This window comes from Xanthomonas cucurbitae, assembly GCF_002939885.1.
Lineage (GTDB): Bacteria > Pseudomonadota > Gammaproteobacteria > Xanthomonadales > Xanthomonadaceae > Xanthomonas > Xanthomonas cucurbitae.
This window is the reverse complement of the sequence record NZ_MDED01000016.1, coordinates 1-16,675: the sequence shown is the minus strand read 5'-3', so window position 1 is coordinate 16,675 and position 16,675 is coordinate 1. Positions and strand designations below refer to the sequence as shown.

Genomic DNA, 16,675 nt, shown 5'->3' with positions numbered 1-16,675 from the left:
TCGCCGACACTCCATCCATCGCCCACGTTGGGACTTCCGGCCCATGGCTGCTCACGCGTGAGCTGCGATGATCGGGCGTTCGCTCCAGATCAGGCTTTCCGCACGTGACCTCTCCGCTCGCTACCGCCCTCGCGCTCGCCCTGTTGGGCAGCTCGCTCGCCGCCACGACCCAGGCTGCCACGCCGCCGGCTCCGGCCACGCTGAGCGCCGAAGCACCCGCCGATGCGCGCTTCCGTGCGATCTACGAAAAAGAATGGGCGTGGCGGCAGGCCGAGACCGGCCAGGCCGATGAAGACACCGATACCACCGGCGACAATACCCATCTGCCCGACGTCGGCCCGGCTGCGCAACAGGCGCGCCTGGCGGTGTGGGACGGCGTGCTCAAGCAGCTCGACGGCATCGACCCCAGGCAGCTCTCGCCGGCCAACCAGATCAACTTTGCCATCTACCGCCCACAAGTGGAGAACCTGGCCGCCGAAGTGCGCCTGCGCGCCTACGAGATGCCGTTCAATTCGGATAGTTCGTTCTGGTCCAACCTCGGCTTCATGGCGCAGCGGCCGATGCGCAGCGCGGCCGAGTACCGCGCCTACATCGCACGCTTGAACGATGTGCCGCGTTACTTCGACCAGCAGATCGCCAACATGCGCAACGGCCTGGCGCGCGGCTTCAGCGTGCCGCGCGCAGTGCTGGCCGGGCGCGATGTCTCCATCGCCAGCGTGGCCGAGGTCAAGGACCCCACCGCATCGCCGTTCTATGCACCGTTCAAGCAGCTGCCGGCGCAGATTCCCGCCGCCGAGCAGGCGCAGCTGCGCGCGCAGGCCAAGGCCACATTGAGTGGCGCAGTCTTGCCGGCCTACGCCAGGCTGCTGACCTTCTTTCGCAACGACTACATGCCCAGGGCGCGCACCACCCTGGCCGCCGAAGCGCTGCCCGATGGCAAGGCGTTCTATCGCCAGCAGATCCGCGAATACACCACGCTGGAATTGACGCCCGAACAGATCCACCAGATCGGCCTGGACGAGGTGGCGCGCATCCAGGCCCAGATGAACGCGATCATCAAACAGGTGGGTTTCAAGGGCACGTTCGCGCAGTTCCTGACCTTCCTGCGCACCGACCCGCAGTTCTACGTCAAGACCCCGCAGGAGTTGCTCGATCGCGCCGCGTGGATTTCCAAGCGCGTGGACGGGCAGGTGGGCAAGTTCATCGGAACGCTGCCGCGCGGGCGCTTCACCATCAAGCCGGTGCCCGACGACATCGCCCCGTTCTGGACCGCCGGCCGCGGTGGCGCGACGACCTACTGGGTCAACACCTACAACCTGCCGTCGCGGCCGCTGTACAACCTGCCGGCGCTGACCTTGCACGAGTCCTCGCCCGGCCATTCGCTACAGGGCTCGCTGGCGCTGGAGCAGGGCGAGCAGCCGGCGTTCCGCCGCGAGAACTATATCTCTGCCTATGGCGAAGGCTGGGCGCTGTACACAGAGAAGCTCGGCCAGGAGATGGGCATCTACGAGACCCCGTACGAAGAGTTCGGCCGGCTCACCTACGAAATGTGGCGCGCCTGCCGGCTGGTGATCGATACCGGCGTGCACCACGACGGCTGGACCCGCGAACAGGCGCTGGCGTATCTGCGTGATCGCACCGCGCTCAGCGAGCACGAAGTCACTACCGAAGTGGACCGCTACATCTCCTGGCCCGGCCAGGCGCTGAGCTATAAGCTGGGCGAGATCAGCATCGTCAAGCTGCGCGCCGAAGCCGAGAAGGCGCTGGGCGATCGCTTCGACATCAAGGCCTTCCACGATGTGGTGCTGCGCCAGGGCTCGGTCACGCTGCCGGTGCTGGAGCAGCAGGTGCGCGCGTTTATCGCCGAGAGCAAGGCGCGGCCGGTCAAGCCTCGGCCGCTCTAAGTGCTTGCAGCACAAGCAATTGCCACGCATAATGCGCGGCTCGCTGTGCCCGGATCGCTCCGGATGGCGGCACCCAGCGCAACGGGGTTGCCGGCTTTTCCAGCGTAAGTGATTGATTCCCAACGTTGCGTGGCAGCCCTGGCGCTGTCGGGGCCGCCGCTTCCCAGGCTATGGGTGGCTATTCATTTATCGAGGTGCGTAATGTCCCGCGTATGCCAAGTGTCCGGCAAGCGTGTGCAGACGGGTAACAACGTCTCCCACGCCAACAACAGAACCCGTCGTCGCTTCCTGCCCAACCTGCACGAGCGTCGCTTCTGGGTCGCCAGCGAAAACCGCTGGGTCAAGCTTCGTGTTTCCGCGCATGCGTTGCGCACCATCGACAAGAACGGGATCGATGCCGTTCTGAAAGAGCTGCGCGCGCGCGGCGAAAAGGTCTGAGGAGTAAGCAGTCATGGCAAAAGGCAAGCGTGACAAGATCCGTATGATTTCCTCGGCCGCTACCGGCCACTTCTACACCACGGACAAAAACAAGAAGAACACTCCGGGGAAGATGGAAATGATGAAGTACGACCCGGTCGTGCGTAAGCACGTGATGTACAAGGAAGGCAAGATCAAGTGATCGGCTGATCGCTGGATCTGCGCTTCAACAAACACCCGCCGCAAGGCGGGTGTTTGCGTTTGAGATGGTTGCACGCTGGCTCGGCGTATCAACGCGGCCGCACACAGGTGCGCCTGTCCCGGTCAGCGATGCCCCGGGCGTTGGCGTGGCAGGTCTGCACCGAGCGCGTGCAACCGGCCGATGCGTTCGGCGGCCATTGCGGCGTGCCGGATGCCGAGGCATCTTTGCCTTTACGCCCGGCCGGGTCAGAATCGGTTTCCTCATGACGATGGAGCGCCGATGCTGCCCGATTGGGTGTCCGGGACCTGGCTGTTGGCGCTGGACTGGGTGATCCGCCTGGCCGCGCTGCTGTGGATTCCCGCCCGCACCACGCCCGGGGCGGCGCGCAGCTGGCTGTTGCTGATCGGCTTCGTGCCGGTGGTGGGCCTGCCGCTGTACCTGCTGTTCGGCCACCCGTGGCTGTCGCGCCTGCGCGTGGAGCGCCAGGCCACCGCTTCGCAGGTGATCCGCGAACAACAACTGCCATTGCATGCATTGCGCTGGCAGCCGCCGACCGACACCAGCAGTGCCGAAGTGGTGCCGTTGATCGAGCGGCAGGGCGACTTCATGCCCACGCTGGGCAATGCGGTGGACCTGCTCGACGACTACGCACACTCGCTGCAGGCCTTGATCGCGGCGATCGATGCGGCCGAAAAACGCGTGCATCTGCTGTACTACCTGATGTTCGACGATGCCGTGGGCGATGCGGTGGTGGCAGCGCTGGAACGTGCGCAGGCGCGCGGCGTGCGCTGCCGCGTGCTGCTGGACGCGGTGGGCGCCAAGCGCGGCCTGCGGCGTTACCGCAAACGCCTGCTAGCTGGCGGCATCGAGGTGCTGGCGGTGTTGCCCGGTGGCCTGCGCTGGCGCCGCAGCGGGCGCATGGACCTGCGCAACCACCGCAAGATCGCGGTGATCGACAATCAGGTGGGCTTCGTCGGGTCGCAGAACCTGGCCGAAGCCGGCTTCATCCACGACGCGCCCAACCGCGAACTGGTCGCGCGCGTGCGCGGGCCGGTGGTCAATCACCTGGAGGCGGTGTTCGCCAGCGACTGGTTCACCGAAACCGGGCAGCGCCTGGATGTGTGGCCGGATGCACCGGTATGCGAGGCCAATATCGCCACCCAACTGTTGCCCAGCGGGCCGGCGTATCCGTTCGAGAACGCGCGTGATGCGATCAATGCGGTGATCCACCTGGCACGGCGCAAGGTGGTGCTGGTCACGCCCTATTTCGTGCCGGACGAGGCCTTGCTCAGCGCGTTGCGCATCGCTGCGGTATCGGGCGTGGAGGTGCAGCTGATCCTCTCGGAGCGCAATAACCAGCGGCTGGCGGCCTGGGCGCAGGAGGCTTACTTCGACGAGCTGCTGCGCTGCGGGGTGAAGATTGCGCTGTACCGCCCGCATTTCCTGCATGCCAAGCACCTGAGCATGGACGAGGACATCGCGCTGGTAGGCTCGATCAACCTGGATATCCGCTCGTTCGCGCTCAATGCCGAGATCGGCATGCTCTGCTACGACCGTGGCCTGGTGCAGCGGCTGCGCCAGATCGAGCAGGACTATCTGGCCAATGCGCGCCCGCTGGAGTTGGAGCAGTGGCGCCGCCGCCCGGCCTGGCGCCGCAGCCGTGAAGGCATCGCGCGGCTGGCCGATGCGTTGATGTGAGTCGCTGGCGTTGCAGCTGTCGCGTGGTGCCGGGGTGATGGAATCGACAGGCGCCCGGGACCGGTGCCGCCATCGCCTACACTGTGCGCATGACTGAACTGCGTGAATCCGGCGAAGCAGTGATCGCCATCGTCGGTGGTGGCGCCGCCGGCGTGCTGGTGGCGCTGCAGCTGCTGCGGCAGGCACGCACGCCGGTGCGGATTGAGCTGATCGAGCCGCATGCGGTGCTGGGCGAGGGCGTGGCGTATTCCACCGCACGCCCCGAACACCTGCTCAACGTGCCGGCGGCGCGCATGAGTGCGCTGGTCGATGCACCGCAGGATTTCGTTGCCTACCTGCGCGAGCAGGCGTGTTACCCGGAGCTGGACGATGCGCAGCTGGCGCTGCAGTTCGTAGGGCGGCGGCATTACGCACCGTACCTGCGGCAGCGCCTGCAGGCTGCCGTTGCCGCCAGCCCGGCCAGCCTGCGCGTGCGCAGCGCACGCGCGCAACGGCTGCAACCCACGGCGCAGGGTGCGCAGTTGCAACTGGACGACGGGCACACGCTGCACGCCGATGCGGTGGTGCTGGCGGTGGGCAATGCGCTGCGGCCGCTGCCGGTGCGTGGCGCCACCGGCCTGTCGGCAACGCAGCGCGTGGAAGCCTGGGAGACCGAGACGGTGGCCGCGCTGCCGCCCGAGGCGGTGGTGTGCATCGTTGGCTCCGGCCTGAGCATGGCCGATACCGTGGTGACGCTGGCGGCGCAGGCGCATCGTGGCGCGGTGCATGTGGTCTCGCGGCATGGCTTGCTGCCGTTGCCGCACGTGCATGGCGGCAGCGCCGATTTCGATCCGCAACCGCTGCTGGGCATGCCGCTGCGCGCGCGCCTGCGCTGCCTGCGCCAGCAGGCGCGGGACGCGCTGGCGCAGGGTCGGCCGTGGCAAGGCGTGATGGAACGGGTCCGCCCGCTGAGCCAGGCGCTGTGGCAGACGCTGTCGCTGGACGACCAGCGCCGCTTCCTGCGCCATGTGGTGCGCTACTGGGACGTGCACCGCCATCGCATTGCCGCGCCGGTGCATGCGCAGCTGCAGGCGATGCAGGCGCGCGGGCAACTGCAGCTGCACCGGGCCCGGCTGGATGTGGCGTTCCAGGTGGGTGCCTGCGTGCGCGTGAGTGCCGGGGCCGCCAGGGCCGGGCACGCGCTGCAGCTGGACGTGCAGACGCTGGTCAACGCCACCGGCGTGGAAATGCGCGTGCAGGCGATGCGCAACCCCCTGCTGCAGCAATTGTTGGGGCAGGGCATCGCGGTGGCCGGACCGCATGGCATCGGCGTGGACACTGCCGCCGATGGCAGCCTGATCGATGCCGATGGCCAGGCCAACCCACGGTTGCGGGTGATCGGCAGCCTGCGCATCGGCTCGCTGTGGGAGAGCCTGGCGGTGCCGGAACTGCGCGAGCAGGCTGCGGTGATTGCGCGGGAGGTGTGTTGTTCGCTTCTCCCTCCGGGAGAAGGTGCCCCGTAGGGGCGGATGAGGGTCCGTGCGAAGCCTCGCAATCCCAACCGCTTCATCGCAATCTCAGCCGCAGCGACGCCACAACCGGTAAAATACGGCGGTGGATGTCTCTCATTTGCTCGATCATTTAAACCCCGCCCAGCGCGAGGCCGTTTCCGCGCCGCCGGGGCATTACCTCGTGCTGGCCGGCGCCGGCTCCGGCAAGACGCGCGTGCTGATCCATCGCATCGCCTGGCTCAATGAAGTCCAGGGAGTGCCCAACCACGGCATCTTCGCGGTGACCTTCACCAACAAGGCCGCTGGCGAAATGCGCCACCGCACCGACCTGCAGCTGCGCAACGGCAGCCGCGGGATGTGGATCGGCACATTCCACGGGCTGGCGCATCGCCTGCTACGCCTGCACTGGCAGGACGCGCGGCTGCCGGAAGGCTTCCAGGTGATGGACAGCGACGATCAGCTGCGGCTGGTCAAGCGCGTGGTGCAGGCGCTGGAGCTGGACGAAGGCAAGTACCCGCCCAAGCAACTGAGCTGGTGGATCAACGAACAGAAGGACGAAGGCCGCCGTCCGCAGCACATCCAGCCCGAGCCCAACGACGACTGGACCGAGGTGCGCCGGCAGGTGTACGCCGCCTACCAGGAACGCTGCGACCGCTCCGGCCTGCTGGACTTTGCCGAGTTGCTGTTGCGCGCACATGAGTTGCTGCGCGATACGCCGGCACTGCTAGCGCATTACCGCGCGCGCTTCCGCGAGATCCTGGTGGACGAGTTCCAGGACACCAACGCCATCCAGTACGCCTTCGTGCGCGTGCTGGCCGGCGAGTCGGGCCATGTGTTCGTGGTGGGCGACGACGACCAGGCCATCTATGGCTGGCGCGGCGCCAAGGTCGAGAACGTGCAGCGTTTCCTCAAGGATTTCCCTGGCGCGCAGACCGTGCGGCTGGAGCAGAACTACCGTTCCAGCGCCACGATCCTGGGCGCGGCCAACGCAGTGATCGCGCACAACCCGGACCGGATCGGCAAGCAGCTGTGGACCGATTCGGGCGATGGCGACCCGATCGATCTCTACGCGGCCTATAACGAAGTGGACGAGGCGCGTTATGTGGTCGAGCGCGCGCGCCAGTGGGTACGCGATGGCGGCAGCTATGGCGAAGTGGCGGTGCTGTATCGCAGTAATGCGCAGTCGCGCGCGCTGGAAGAGGCGCTGATCTCCGAGCAGTTGCCGTACCGCGTGTATGGCGGCATGCGCTTTTTCGAGCGCGCGGAAATCAAGGACGCGCTGGCCTACCTGCGCCTGCTCACCAACCGCAGCGACGACGCCGCGTTCGAACGCGCGGTCAATACGCCCACCCGCGGCATCGGCGACCGCACGCTGGACGAAGTGCGCCGGCTGGCGCGCGCCAACGCGCTGTCGTTGTGGGAAGCGGCGATGCTGGCCACGCAGGAAAACAGCCTGGCCGCGCGCGCGCGCAACGCCCTGGCCGGGTTTGTGAGCCTGGTCGGCCAGCTGCATGCCGAGACCGGCGAAATGGAATTGGCCGAACGCATCGACCACGTGCTGATGCGCTCGGGCCTGCGTGACCACTGGGCCAAGGAAAGTCGCGGTGGGCTGGATTCGGAATCGCGCACCGAGAACCTGGACGAACTGGTCTCGGTGGCCTCGCGCTTCACCCGCCCGGACGATGAAGACAGCCAGGGCATGACCGAGCTGGTCGCGTTCCTCGCTTACGCCTCGCTGGAAGCGGGCGAAGGCCAAGCACAGGCCGGCGAGGAAGGCGTGCAGCTGATGACGTTGCATTCGGCCAAGGGCCTGGAATTCCCGATCGTGTTCCTGGTCGGGCTGGAAGATGGCCTGTTCCCGAGCGCGCGCTCGCTGGAAGAAACCGGCCGGCTGGAAGAAGAGCGCCGCCTGGCCTACGTGGGCATCACCCGCGCGCGGCAGAAACTGGTGCTGTGCTACGCCGAATCGCGCCGCATCCATGGCCAGGACAACTACAACGTGCCCTCGCGCTTCCTGCGCGAGATCCCGCGCGATCTGCTCAACGAAGTGCGCCCGAAGGTGCAGGTCTCGCGCACTGCATCGCTGGGCGCGGCACGCGGTGGCCCGGTGCACGGCATCGTGGAGGCGGCGCCGATCAAGCTCGGTGCCAATGTCGAGCACCCCAAATTTGGTGGTGGCGTGGTCGTGGACTACGAAGGTGCCGGCGCGCATGCGCGGGTGCAGGTGCAGTTCGACGAAGTAGGCGCCAAGTGGTTGGTGATGGCGTACGCCAATCTGACGGTGGTGTAGCCGGAGCGTGTCCAGCGGTGTTGTGCCCTCGCACTTCCTTCCCCCGCCTGCGGGGGAAGGTGCCCAAAGGGCGGATGGGGGCATTCGATCAACTCAGCCAGGGGCTCTACGCATCCGTCGCCCGCGTTGGCGGGGCAAGCAAGCAGCCCGCAAATCCCTATGCATCGATGACGTGGTTGCGACGCGACAGCAAACCCCAGCGATTGGCTGTTAGCGGACATGCCAACCTGGCGATACCCATTGGTGCATCGCGCGATGCATTCGCCGCTGCATCCATGTCACCCTGCCCACCGGCTTCATTACACCCGGGACGCGGGGCCATGCAGACGGAAAAACAGCAGATGCTGTCAGGCGAACTGTACAGCGCTACCAATACGCAGCTGCAGGCCGCCGCATGCCCTGCACGCCAGCGAACGATTCCCCGCACTGCTGCGCTTGCCGGGTAATGCCGCGCCAGCGCATTCGGCAACGATCGACGCAGTGATCCACATCAATGCGTAAGCCACCCGCACATGCCACCGTGCGTCCAGCCCCAACCATCGGCAGCAATGCCATCCCTGCAGGAGGTCACCATGTACAAACGTCTTCTCATCGCCATCGATGCATCCGAGCTGTCGCATCGGGGATTGTTCCAGGGCCTGGAACTGGCCAAGGCCACCGGCGCCAGCGTGGACATCGTGACCGTCTCCGAGCCCTGGGCCATGGGCATGTACGACGCGATGGGCTGGAGCGTGGGCTACGAAGCCAGCCCGGAATACCGCACCGAGCGCGAGGCGGCGGCGGAGAAGATCCTGCGCCCGGCGCTGGAACTGGCCGCAGCGGCCAACCTCAAGGCGCGCTCGCACCACGTGCTGGATCGCTTCGCCGCCGAGGGCATCGTGCAGACCGCCGAGCACTGCAAGAGCGATCTCATCATCATGACCTCGCACGGCCGTCGCGGCATGCGGCGCATGCTGCTCGGCAGCCAGACGGTGGAAGTGCTCACCCACAGCACGATTCCGGTGCTGGTGATCCGCTGATACATCCGCCAAGGCATCCAACCGCAGGAGCGCACCCGGGCGCGACGCGCGCTACCGACCAAGTGCTGCCCGGCTTGCGCGAAACAGCCAGCTGCAGGCGCTCAGGCGTCCATCGACTCCAGCTGGCCCAGCGTGTCGTGCGCCGGCCGAGCCAGGCGGCGTAGCGCCTCGGCGTGCACCAGTGGCGCGCCGTAGACCGATGGCACGCCAGGGCGCGAGGCGGCGGCTGCCTGTGGCGGCGTCGCCTGGGTCAGCTCGCGCATGAAGCGCCACATCGGCATGTAATGGCCGCGGCGCGGCGCCGGCGCATGCGGTTTGGCGCGGCACTGGCGGCGCCATTGCATCGGCGGCATCCCAAAGCGTTGCTGGAAGGCGCGCTGGAACTGCCGCTCCGAGGTGAAGCCCATCTCGTACAACAACCAGGTCAGGCTGCAGTCCGGGTAGGCCTGCAGATAGCGATGTGCAGTGCTCAGCCGCTGCTCGCGGATGTAGCTGGCCACCCCCCCGCGCGACTGGAACAGCCGGTACAACGACGCGCGCGACAGCGCGAACGCCTGCTGCAGCGACTCGGTGCCAAGCTCCGCCTCGCCGATGTGTTCCTGCACGTATGCCAGAAGATCGACCATCAACGGCGCTGGCGTCTCGGTAGCCGCGTACGCCTGCGAAACGATGGCGCTGTAGTAACCCATGCTCATGCGGTGCTGCCTGCGGCCCACTCCCCGGGGCCTGTCCATGGATCAACCGAAAAAAGCAGCGGCAACCCATCACGTCCTCTTCACGAAGTCGGTGATGCGTCACGCATCGGCGTGATTGAGACGATTTGTCGGGTGACAGCCCCCGGCCATTCCTAGACTCGCCGCAGCGCTGAAAAGGCGTCACCGCACGGCCTGTCGCTTCGGTCCGCGTGGTGCGCGGCAGTTGCGGGATGGCCCGCACCACCGGCGTCGCACGCAGGCCGCAGGCAATCAATCCGGCCGGCGACATCCCCAGTCACAAGGTAGCGCCCGTCCCAGACACGGTGGCGCAACGGGCAAGCTCAATCGGAGATCAGGCATGGCCAGCAGTCAGAAGTTCATCGCCCGCAACAGGGCGCCACGCGTGCAGATCGAATACGACGTGGAAGTCTACGGCGCGCAGAAGAAAGTGCAGATTCCGTTCGTGATGGGCGTGCTGTCGGACCTGTCCGGCGCCAACGCTGGCGAGCTGCCCTCGCTGGACGAGCGCAAGGCACTGGAGATCGATGTCGACAACTTCGACAGCCGGCTGCAGTCGATGCGCCCGCGTACGCAGTTCAAGGTACCCAACACGCTCACCGGCGAAGGCGAGCTGGCGGTGGATATCACCTTTGAAAGCATGGACGACTTTTCACCGGCCGCCATTGCACGCAAGGTCGCGCCATTGGCCAAGTTGCTGGAAGCGCGCACCCAGCTGGCCAACCTGGATACCTACATGGATGGCAAGGCCGGTGCCGAGCAGCTGATTGCCAATGCCATCCGCGACCCGGCGTTGCTGCAGTCGCTGGTGTCGGCGGCCAAGCCCGCCGCCGAACCGGAAGGAGCGTAACGCCATGTCCGCCACCGAAGCCGCACTGGCCAGCAGCCGCACCGAAACAAACGAGCAAGGCGATTTTGCCGCGCTGCTCAATCGCGAGTTCCGCCCCAAGAGCGAACGCGCCAAGGAAGAAGTGGAATCGGCAGTCCGCACCTTGGCCGAGCAGGTGCTCGCGCGCAGCGATGTGGTCAGCGAAGACGTCTCGCAGACCATCAAGGCCTACATCGCCGAGATCGACCGTACCCTTACCGAACAGCTCAACCAGATCCTGCATCACGCCGATCTGCAGCAGCTGGAAGGTGCCTGGCGCGGCCTGCACTACCTGGTCAACAACACCGAGACCGACCAGCAGCTCAAGATCCGCGTGCTGAATATCAGCAAGAAGGAACTGGGCAAGGTGCTCAAGCGCTACAAGGGTACCGCCTGGGATCAGAGTCCGGTTTTCAAGAAGGTCTACGAGCAGGAGTACGGCCAGCTCGGTGGCGAGCCGTATGGCTGCCTGGTCGGCGATTACTCCTTCGACAACAGCCCGCCGGATGTGGAACTGCTCAACGGCATTGCGCAGGTCGCCGCCGCCGCGCATGCCCCCTTCATTGCCGCCGCCGCGCCCAAGCTGATGGGCATGGACAACTGGAACGAGCTGTCCAACCCGCGCGATCTGGCCAAGATCTTCTCCACGCCGGACTATGCCGCGTGGCGTTCGTTGCGCGAATCGGAAGACTCCAAGTACATCGGCCTGGCGATGCCGCGCACGCTGTCGCGCCTGCCGTATGGCGCAGCCACCAGCCCGGTGGACGAGTTCGATTTCGAAGAAGACACCGCCGGCGCCGATTCCAGCAAATACACCTGGCAGAACGCCGCCTATGCAATGGCGGTGAACATCAACCGCTCGTTCAAGCAGTACGGCTGGTGTTCGCGCATCCGCGGCATCGAATCCGGCGGCGCAGTGGAAGGCTTGCCCACGCACACCTTCCCCACCGACGACGGTGGCGTGGACATGAAGTGCCCCACCGAAGTGGCCATCACCGACCGCCGCTCGGCCGAGCTGGACAAGATGGGCCTGATGCCGCTGGTGCATCGCAAGAACTCGGACATGGCCGCCTTCATCAGCGCGCAGTCCTTGAACAAGCCCGACGAATACGATGACTCCGATGCCACCGCCAATGCCGCACTGGGCGCGCGTCTGCCATACATGTTCGCCTGCTGCCGGTTTGCGCATTACCTCAAGTGCATCGTGCGCGACAAGATCGGCAGCTTCAGTAGTCGCGAGCAAATGCAGAGTTGGCTAGGCAAATGGATCTTGAATTACGTGGACGGCGATCCAGCCAATTCGAGCGAGGAATACAAGGCTAGCCACCCATTGGCTGCGGCCGAAGTGTTGGTGGAGGAAGTGGAGGGAGCCCCGGGCTACTACACCTCCAAATTCTTCCTGAAACCGCACTACCAGCTGGAAGGTTTGACCGTCTCGCTACGGTTGGTTTCCCGGTTGCCATCTCAGGCCAAGGCCTGATTACTGACACGGTCCGTCAATTCTGTCCGGATCGTCCGATTTAGCCCGTTTTATTGAGGAGTGATTCCATGGCGTTCGATATGCATCTCAAGTTCAAGGGTGGTGGTGTCACCATCGAAGGCAGCTCTGGCCACGCCAAGCACAAGGGTGAGATTCCTGTCCTCGCTTGGTCTTGGGGCGCCAGCAATTCCGGCGACCTCCACAGCGCTGGCGGAACGTCCGGCGGTGGTAAAGCGCATGTGCAGGACATCTCGCTGACGAAATACGTGGACAAAAGCTCGAATGCGTTGCTGCAGGCCGCCTGCACCGGCGCGCGGTTGGAGGAAGCATGGCTCTATGTCACCAACGCCACCGGTGAGCAGACCGATTATGTGACGTTGCATTTATCGAACGGCGTGCTTGTCACCTCTGTATCGACCGGTGGCTCTGGCGGCGAGGATCGGCTGACCGAGAACATCACCCTGCACTTCGGCAAATTTCAATACACCTTCCAGCCGCAAAAGCCTGATGGCTCCGCTGACGGCGCTCCCAAGCCGTTTGTGTACGACATGCAGCAGGTCGCGAAAGGCGCCTAACTGACGCAGGACACAGCGAGCACGCTTGCAGCGCAGTCACACCTTGCTGCGCGCATGTTCTTGCGGTGCCGCGAGCCGGCACCGCTACCCTCTTCGATAAGGCAACGCGTGATGGATGCCACCACACACAGCCTGCTTGCCCGTGGCGAGCCGGCGTAGGCATTGCAGCAGCTGGTGCAGCAGGTACGCCGGCAACCGGCCGATGCTGCGCAGCGCGTGTTCCTGTTCCAGCTGCTGGCCGTGCTGGGCCAATGGTCGCGCGCGGCCGACCAGTTGCGTGCCTGCGGCGAGCTGGATGGCACCACGCAGCCGTTGGTGCAGACCTACCTGACGGTGCTGCAGGGTGAGCAGACCCGCGCGGATGTCTTCGCCGGTACCCGCTTGCCGCATGTGATCGGCGAACCGGCCGAGTGGCTGGCGCTGCATCTGCAGGCGCTGCGGCTATCGGCGCAAGGCCATGGCGGGCAGGCGAACGCGTTGCGTCTGCAGGCCTTCGAACTGGCACCGGCAAGCGCGGGCGTGCTCGATGGCGAACGCTTCGCATGGCTGTCCGACGCCGATACGCGCTTCGGGCCATGTCTCGAACTGATGCTCGACAGCGGCTATGCCTGGGCACCGTTGCAACAGATCCATCAGCTGCGTTTCGAAGCGCCGGTGGACCTGCGCGATACCGTGTGGGCGCCGGTAAGCGTGCTGTGGCGCAACGGCGGGCAGGCGTTTGCCTACATGCCGGTGCGGTATCCGGGCAGCGAGCACCTGGATGCCGGCGAGCTGCAGCTGGCGCGCCGTACGGAATGGACGCAAGGTGCGCAGGGCGAAATCGGCCTGGGCCAGCGCATGTGGAGCACCGAATCGCGCGAGGTCGCATTGCTGGACGTGCGCCATCTGCAGTTCGACCTGGGCTGAGCCACCATGGCCGAGCTCACCACCACCGAACGCCTGCAGCCCTCGCTGCTGGACCGGCTCACCGACACCGTGCCCGGCCAGCGCGAAGAGAGCCGCGAGCAACGCGTGATTTCGGCCACGCGCCTGCGTGAATGCGTGATCCGCGATCTGGCGTGGTTGTTGAATGCGGTGAACCTGGAGACCAGCCATCCGTTGGGCGCATATCCACAGGTGCAGCGCTCGGTGCTCAACTACGGTATCCCGGATCTGGCCGGCGTGGCGGTCACCGGCATCGATGCGGTGGCGCTGCAGCAGCGTATCCGCGAGGCGATCCTGGCGTTCGAACCACGCCTGATTGCCGACACGCTGCGGGTGAGCGTGCACGCCGATGCCACGCGCATGGACCGGCGCTCGCTGCTGTTCACCATCGAATCGGAGATGTGGGCGCAGCCGCTGCCGTTGAATCTGTATCTGAAGACCGCGCTGGACCTGGAAACCGGGCGGCTCGATGTCGTCGAAGGGCATGGCTGAGATGGACCCGCGCCTGCTTCCGTACTACAGCCGCGAACTGCAGCATGTGCGCGACATGGGCGCCGAGTTTGCGCGCGAGTATCCCAAGATCGCCGGGCGGCTGGGGCTGGATGCGTTCGAATGCGCCGACCCGTACGTGGAGCGCCTGCTCGAAGGCTTCGCATTCCTGGCCGCGCGCGTGCAGCTCAAGCTGGACGCGCAGTATCCGGTCTTCACTCAGCACCTGCTGGACATGGTCTACCCGCATTACCTGGCGCCGCTGCCGTCGATGGCGGTGGTGCAGCTGCAGCCGGACCTGAAAGACAGCGGCCTGGCCGCCGGGGTGACGGTGCCACGCCAGAGCGCCTTGCGCAGCCTGATCGGCCCCGGCGAACGTACCGCCTGCGAGTTCCGCACCGCGCATGCAGTGACGCTGTGGCCGCTGCAGGTAGCTGAAGCCAAGTACCTGGATTCGCCGGCCGCGCTCGCCGCCGCCGGCATCGGCCTGCCGGCGGGGCGCACCGTGCGTGCGGGCATCCGCCTGCGGCTGGAGCTGGTGGGGGGCGCACAGGTGCAGGCGCTAGCGCTCGATCGCCTGCCGATCTTCCTGGCCGGTGCCGATGGCCTGCCCAAGCGGCTGTACGAACAGCTGCATGCCGACACCAGTGCGGTGGTCGTGCGCGGCAACGATGCTGGCGGCGCCAGCGTGGAAACCACACTGGCCGCGCACACGCTGCAGATGCGTGGCTTTGCCGACGAGGATGCGCTGATTCCCTAAGATGGCCGCTCGTTCAGTGGCTACCGCCTATTGCAGGAATACTTCGCCTGCCCGGAGCGCTTCCTGTTCGCCGAGTTCACCGGCCTGCGTGCGCCGCTGCGCCGCCTGCATGGCAGCAGCCTCGAGTTGGTGGTGTTGTTGGAGCGCAGCGTGCCCAGCCTGGCGGCCGCAGTGAGTGCCGAACACGTCAAGTTGTTCTGCACGCCGGCGATCAATCTGTTCGAGCGTCGCGCCGACCGTATCCATCTGCAGCCCGGCCAGCACGAGTACCACGTACTGGCCGACCGCACCCGGCCAATGGATTTCGAGATCCATCACCTGGGCGAGGTGGAAGGCTTCGGCGACCGCCAGGAGCCGGAGCAGCGCTTCACCCCGTTCTATGGCGGCGACGCACGTAGTTGGCATGCCCGGCATGGCGCGTTCTACAGCATGCGCCGCGAGCCGCGGGTGTTGTCTGCGCGGCAACGTCGCGACGGGGCGCGCTCCAGTTATGTCGGCAGCGAGGTCTTCGTCAGCCTGGTCGATGCCAATGACCAGGCGCAGGCCAGCAGCCTGCGCCAACTCGGCTTGCAGCTGTGGTGCAGCAACCGCGATCTGCCGCTGCACATGCCGGTGGGCAAGGGCGCAAGCGACTTCACCATGGACAACGGCGTGCCGGTGCGCAGCGTGCGCTGCGTGGCCGGGCCGACCAAGCCGCGTCCGGCGTTGTCCGATGGGCAGACCGCATGGCGCTTGCTCAGCCAGTTGCAGCTCAATTACCTGTCGTTGTTCGAAGACGGCCCCAACGGCGCGGCCGCGCTGCGCGAGATCCTGACGCTGTATAGCGACCCGTTCGATGCGTCCGCGCAACGCCAGATCGAAGGCATCAAGCAGGTGACCGGCACGCCGATCGTGCGGCGCATTCCGGTGCCTGGCCCGATCACCTTCGGCCGCGGCCTGGAAATCACCCTCACCTGCGAGGACGCAGCGTTCGAAGGTACCGGTGCATTCCTGCTGGCCTCAGTGCTGCGGCACTTCTTTGCGCGCTATGTCTCGGTGAATTCGTTCACCGAAACCGTCCTGCGCACCACCGAACGCAACGAGGTGGCCCGATGGCCAGCCCAGCCCGGCACGCGCCCGCGCCTGTGAGCGCGGCGGCTGCGGCGCTGGCACAAGCGCTGCAGACCCGGCCACAGGATTTCAGCCCGTTCGCAGCCCTACGCGCGATCGAACGCTGCCATCCGCAGCATCCTCGCCTGGGCGAATCCGCCCGCGCCGTGGACGATGCGGTGCGCCTGCGCCACACGCCGTCGCTGGCCTTTGCACCGCATGCACTGGACCGCTATACGCCAGCAACAGACGACCAGCCCGCTGCGCTGTATGGCCTGTTTCTGGGCCTGTTCGGTCCCAATGCGCCATTGCCCTTGCATGTGACCGAATACGCCATCGAGCGTGCGCAGCAAGCCAAGGACGGCACCTTTGCCGCGTTTGCCGATGTGTTCCATCACCGCATGCTCAGCCTGTTCTACCGCGCGTGGGCACAGGCGCAGCCCACGGTGCAGGCCGAGCGCGCAACCTGCGACCAGTTCCGCGGCTGGCTGGATGCGCTGGTCGGCATCGCCAGCCCGCACCTGCGCGAGCGCGATGCATTGCCGGACGATGCACGTCGTTACTACGCCGGTCGCCTGGGCGCAGCCACGCGCACGCCAGAGGGTCTGCGCGCCTTGCTGCAGCAGTTGTTCGAGTGGCCGGTGCAGGTGCAGGAATTCATTGCCGAACCTGATTAGCCCCATTCCTCAGCCGGTAGTTGCAGGATTTGCGACGGGTCGGCTGGACAATGGCCCCACTTGAAGGCAACGGAGGTGGG

Annotated in this window: 12 protein-coding genes and 3 pseudogenes; 14 read left to right on the top strand and 1 reads right to left on the bottom strand. The window is 66.1% G+C overall.

The annotated features are described in order from the left end of the window. Positions 1–104 precede the first annotated feature (104 nt). The 7 genes from XcuCFBP2542_RS10095 to XcuCFBP2542_RS10065 all read left to right on the top strand — a co-directional run bounded on the left by XcuCFBP2542_RS10095 (position 105) and on the right by XcuCFBP2542_RS10065 (position 9,020). Positions 105–1,904, top strand: coding sequence for a DUF885 domain-containing protein (locus XcuCFBP2542_RS10095; protein WP_104603447.1), 1,800 nt, complete (start codon positions 105–107; stop codon positions 1,902–1,904). A gap of 201 nt (positions 1,905–2,105) precedes the next feature. Then, a complete protein-coding gene (rpmB, locus tag XcuCFBP2542_RS10090) occupies positions 2,106–2,342 on the top strand; it encodes a 50S ribosomal protein L28 (RefSeq protein WP_002809459.1) in 237 nt (78 codons plus the stop codon). Between the two features lie 13 nt (positions 2,343–2,355). Further along, positions 2,356–2,523 carry a 50S ribosomal protein L33 gene (gene rpmG, locus XcuCFBP2542_RS10085; RefSeq protein WP_002809462.1) on the top strand — a complete coding sequence of 56 codons (168 nt, stop codon included), beginning with the start codon at positions 2,356–2,358 and terminating at the stop codon, positions 2,521–2,523. A 279-nt stretch (positions 2,524–2,802) separates the two neighbouring features. Beyond that, entirely contained in the window at positions 2,803–4,221 is a 1,419-nt protein-coding gene (cls, locus tag XcuCFBP2542_RS10080; protein WP_104603446.1) for a cardiolipin synthase, read from the top strand. An 89-nt stretch (positions 4,222–4,310) separates the two neighbouring features. After that, positions 4,311–5,723, top strand: coding sequence for an FAD/NAD(P)-binding protein (locus XcuCFBP2542_RS10075; RefSeq protein WP_104603445.1), 1,413 nt, complete (start codon positions 4,311–4,313; stop codon positions 5,721–5,723). Positions 5,724–5,814: 91 nt separating this feature from the next. Further along, positions 5,815–8,001: a DNA helicase II gene (gene uvrD, locus XcuCFBP2542_RS10070; RefSeq protein ID WP_104603444.1), complete on the top strand. Its 2,187-nt coding sequence runs from the start codon at positions 5,815–5,817 to the stop codon at positions 7,999–8,001. Between the two features lie 572 nt (positions 8,002–8,573). Further along, complete coding sequence (locus tag XcuCFBP2542_RS10065) at positions 8,574–9,020, top strand: universal stress protein (RefSeq protein ID WP_104603505.1); 447 nt, start codon at positions 8,574–8,576, stop codon at positions 9,018–9,020. 101 nt (positions 9,021–9,121) lie between these two features. Here the strand turns inward: XcuCFBP2542_RS10065 and tagK are convergent. After that, a pseudogene (tagK, locus tag XcuCFBP2542_RS10060) lies at positions 9,122–9,780 on the bottom strand (transcriptional regulator TagK). A 293-nt stretch (positions 9,781–10,073) separates the two neighbouring features. Here tagK and tssB point away from each other — a divergent pair. The 7 genes and pseudogenes from tssB to tssG all read left to right on the top strand — a co-directional run. Further along, a complete protein-coding gene (tssB, locus tag XcuCFBP2542_RS10055; RefSeq protein ID WP_104603443.1) occupies positions 10,074–10,583 on the top strand; it encodes a type VI secretion system contractile sheath small subunit in 510 nt (169 codons plus the stop codon). A gap of 4 nt (positions 10,584–10,587) precedes the next feature. Then, complete coding sequence (tssC, locus tag XcuCFBP2542_RS10050; protein ID WP_104603442.1) at positions 10,588–12,081, top strand: type VI secretion system contractile sheath large subunit; 1,494 nt, start codon at positions 10,588–10,590, stop codon at positions 12,079–12,081. Positions 12,082–12,149: 68 nt separating this feature from the next. After that, on the top strand, positions 12,150–12,656 hold the full coding sequence (locus XcuCFBP2542_RS10045; RefSeq protein WP_104603441.1) for an Hcp family type VI secretion system effector: 507 nt from the start codon (positions 12,150–12,152) through the stop codon (positions 12,654–12,656). Positions 12,657–12,818: 162 nt separating this feature from the next. Then, the gene (locus XcuCFBP2542_RS10040; RefSeq protein ID WP_249027636.1) at positions 12,819–13,562 is read left to right on the top strand and encodes a type VI secretion system accessory protein TagJ; all 744 of its coding nucleotides are present in this window, start codon (positions 12,819–12,821) and stop codon (positions 13,560–13,562) included. 6 nt (positions 13,563–13,568) lie between these two features. After that, complete coding sequence (gene tssE, locus XcuCFBP2542_RS10035; RefSeq protein WP_104603440.1) at positions 13,569–14,072, top strand: type VI secretion system baseplate subunit TssE; 504 nt, start codon at positions 13,569–13,571, stop codon at positions 14,070–14,072. Between the two features lies 1 nt (position 14,073). Then, a pseudogene (tssF, locus tag XcuCFBP2542_RS10030) lies at positions 14,074–15,957 on the top strand (type VI secretion system baseplate subunit TssF). Then, positions 15,921–16,586: pseudogene (gene tssG, locus XcuCFBP2542_RS10025) on the top strand (type VI secretion system baseplate subunit TssG); the annotation flags it as partial. The pseudogenes tssF and tssG, both read left to right, overlap by 37 nt. Between the last annotated feature and the right edge of the window lie 89 nt (positions 16,587–16,675).

What these genes read in the sequence shown, in the direction of transcription:
- rpmB (WP_002809459.1), top strand. Translation starts at nt 2,106, where the DNA reads ATGTCCCGCGTATGCCAAGTGTCCGGCAAGCGTGTGCAGACGGGTAAC.
- rpmG (WP_002809462.1), top strand. Translation starts at nt 2,356, where the DNA reads ATGGCAAAAGGCAAGCGTGACAAGATCCGTATGATTTCCTCGGCCGCT.
- cls (WP_104603446.1), top strand. Translation starts at nt 2,803, where the DNA reads ATGCTGCCCGATTGGGTGTCCGGGACCTGGCTGTTGGCGCTGGACTGG.
- XcuCFBP2542_RS10075 (WP_104603445.1), top strand. Translation starts at nt 4,311, where the DNA reads ATGACTGAACTGCGTGAATCCGGCGAAGCAGTGATCGCCATCGTCGGT.
- XcuCFBP2542_RS10065 (WP_104603505.1), top strand. Translation starts at nt 8,574, where the DNA reads ATGTACAAACGTCTTCTCATCGCCATCGATGCATCCGAGCTGTCGCAT.
- tssB (WP_104603443.1), top strand. Translation starts at nt 10,074, where the DNA reads ATGGCCAGCAGTCAGAAGTTCATCGCCCGCAACAGGGCGCCACGCGTG.
- tssC (WP_104603442.1), top strand. Translation starts at nt 10,588, where the DNA reads ATGTCCGCCACCGAAGCCGCACTGGCCAGCAGCCGCACCGAAACAAAC.
- XcuCFBP2542_RS10045 (WP_104603441.1), top strand. Translation starts at nt 12,150, where the DNA reads ATGGCGTTCGATATGCATCTCAAGTTCAAGGGTGGTGGTGTCACCATC.
- tssE (WP_104603440.1), top strand. Translation starts at nt 13,569, where the DNA reads ATGGCCGAGCTCACCACCACCGAACGCCTGCAGCCCTCGCTGCTGGAC.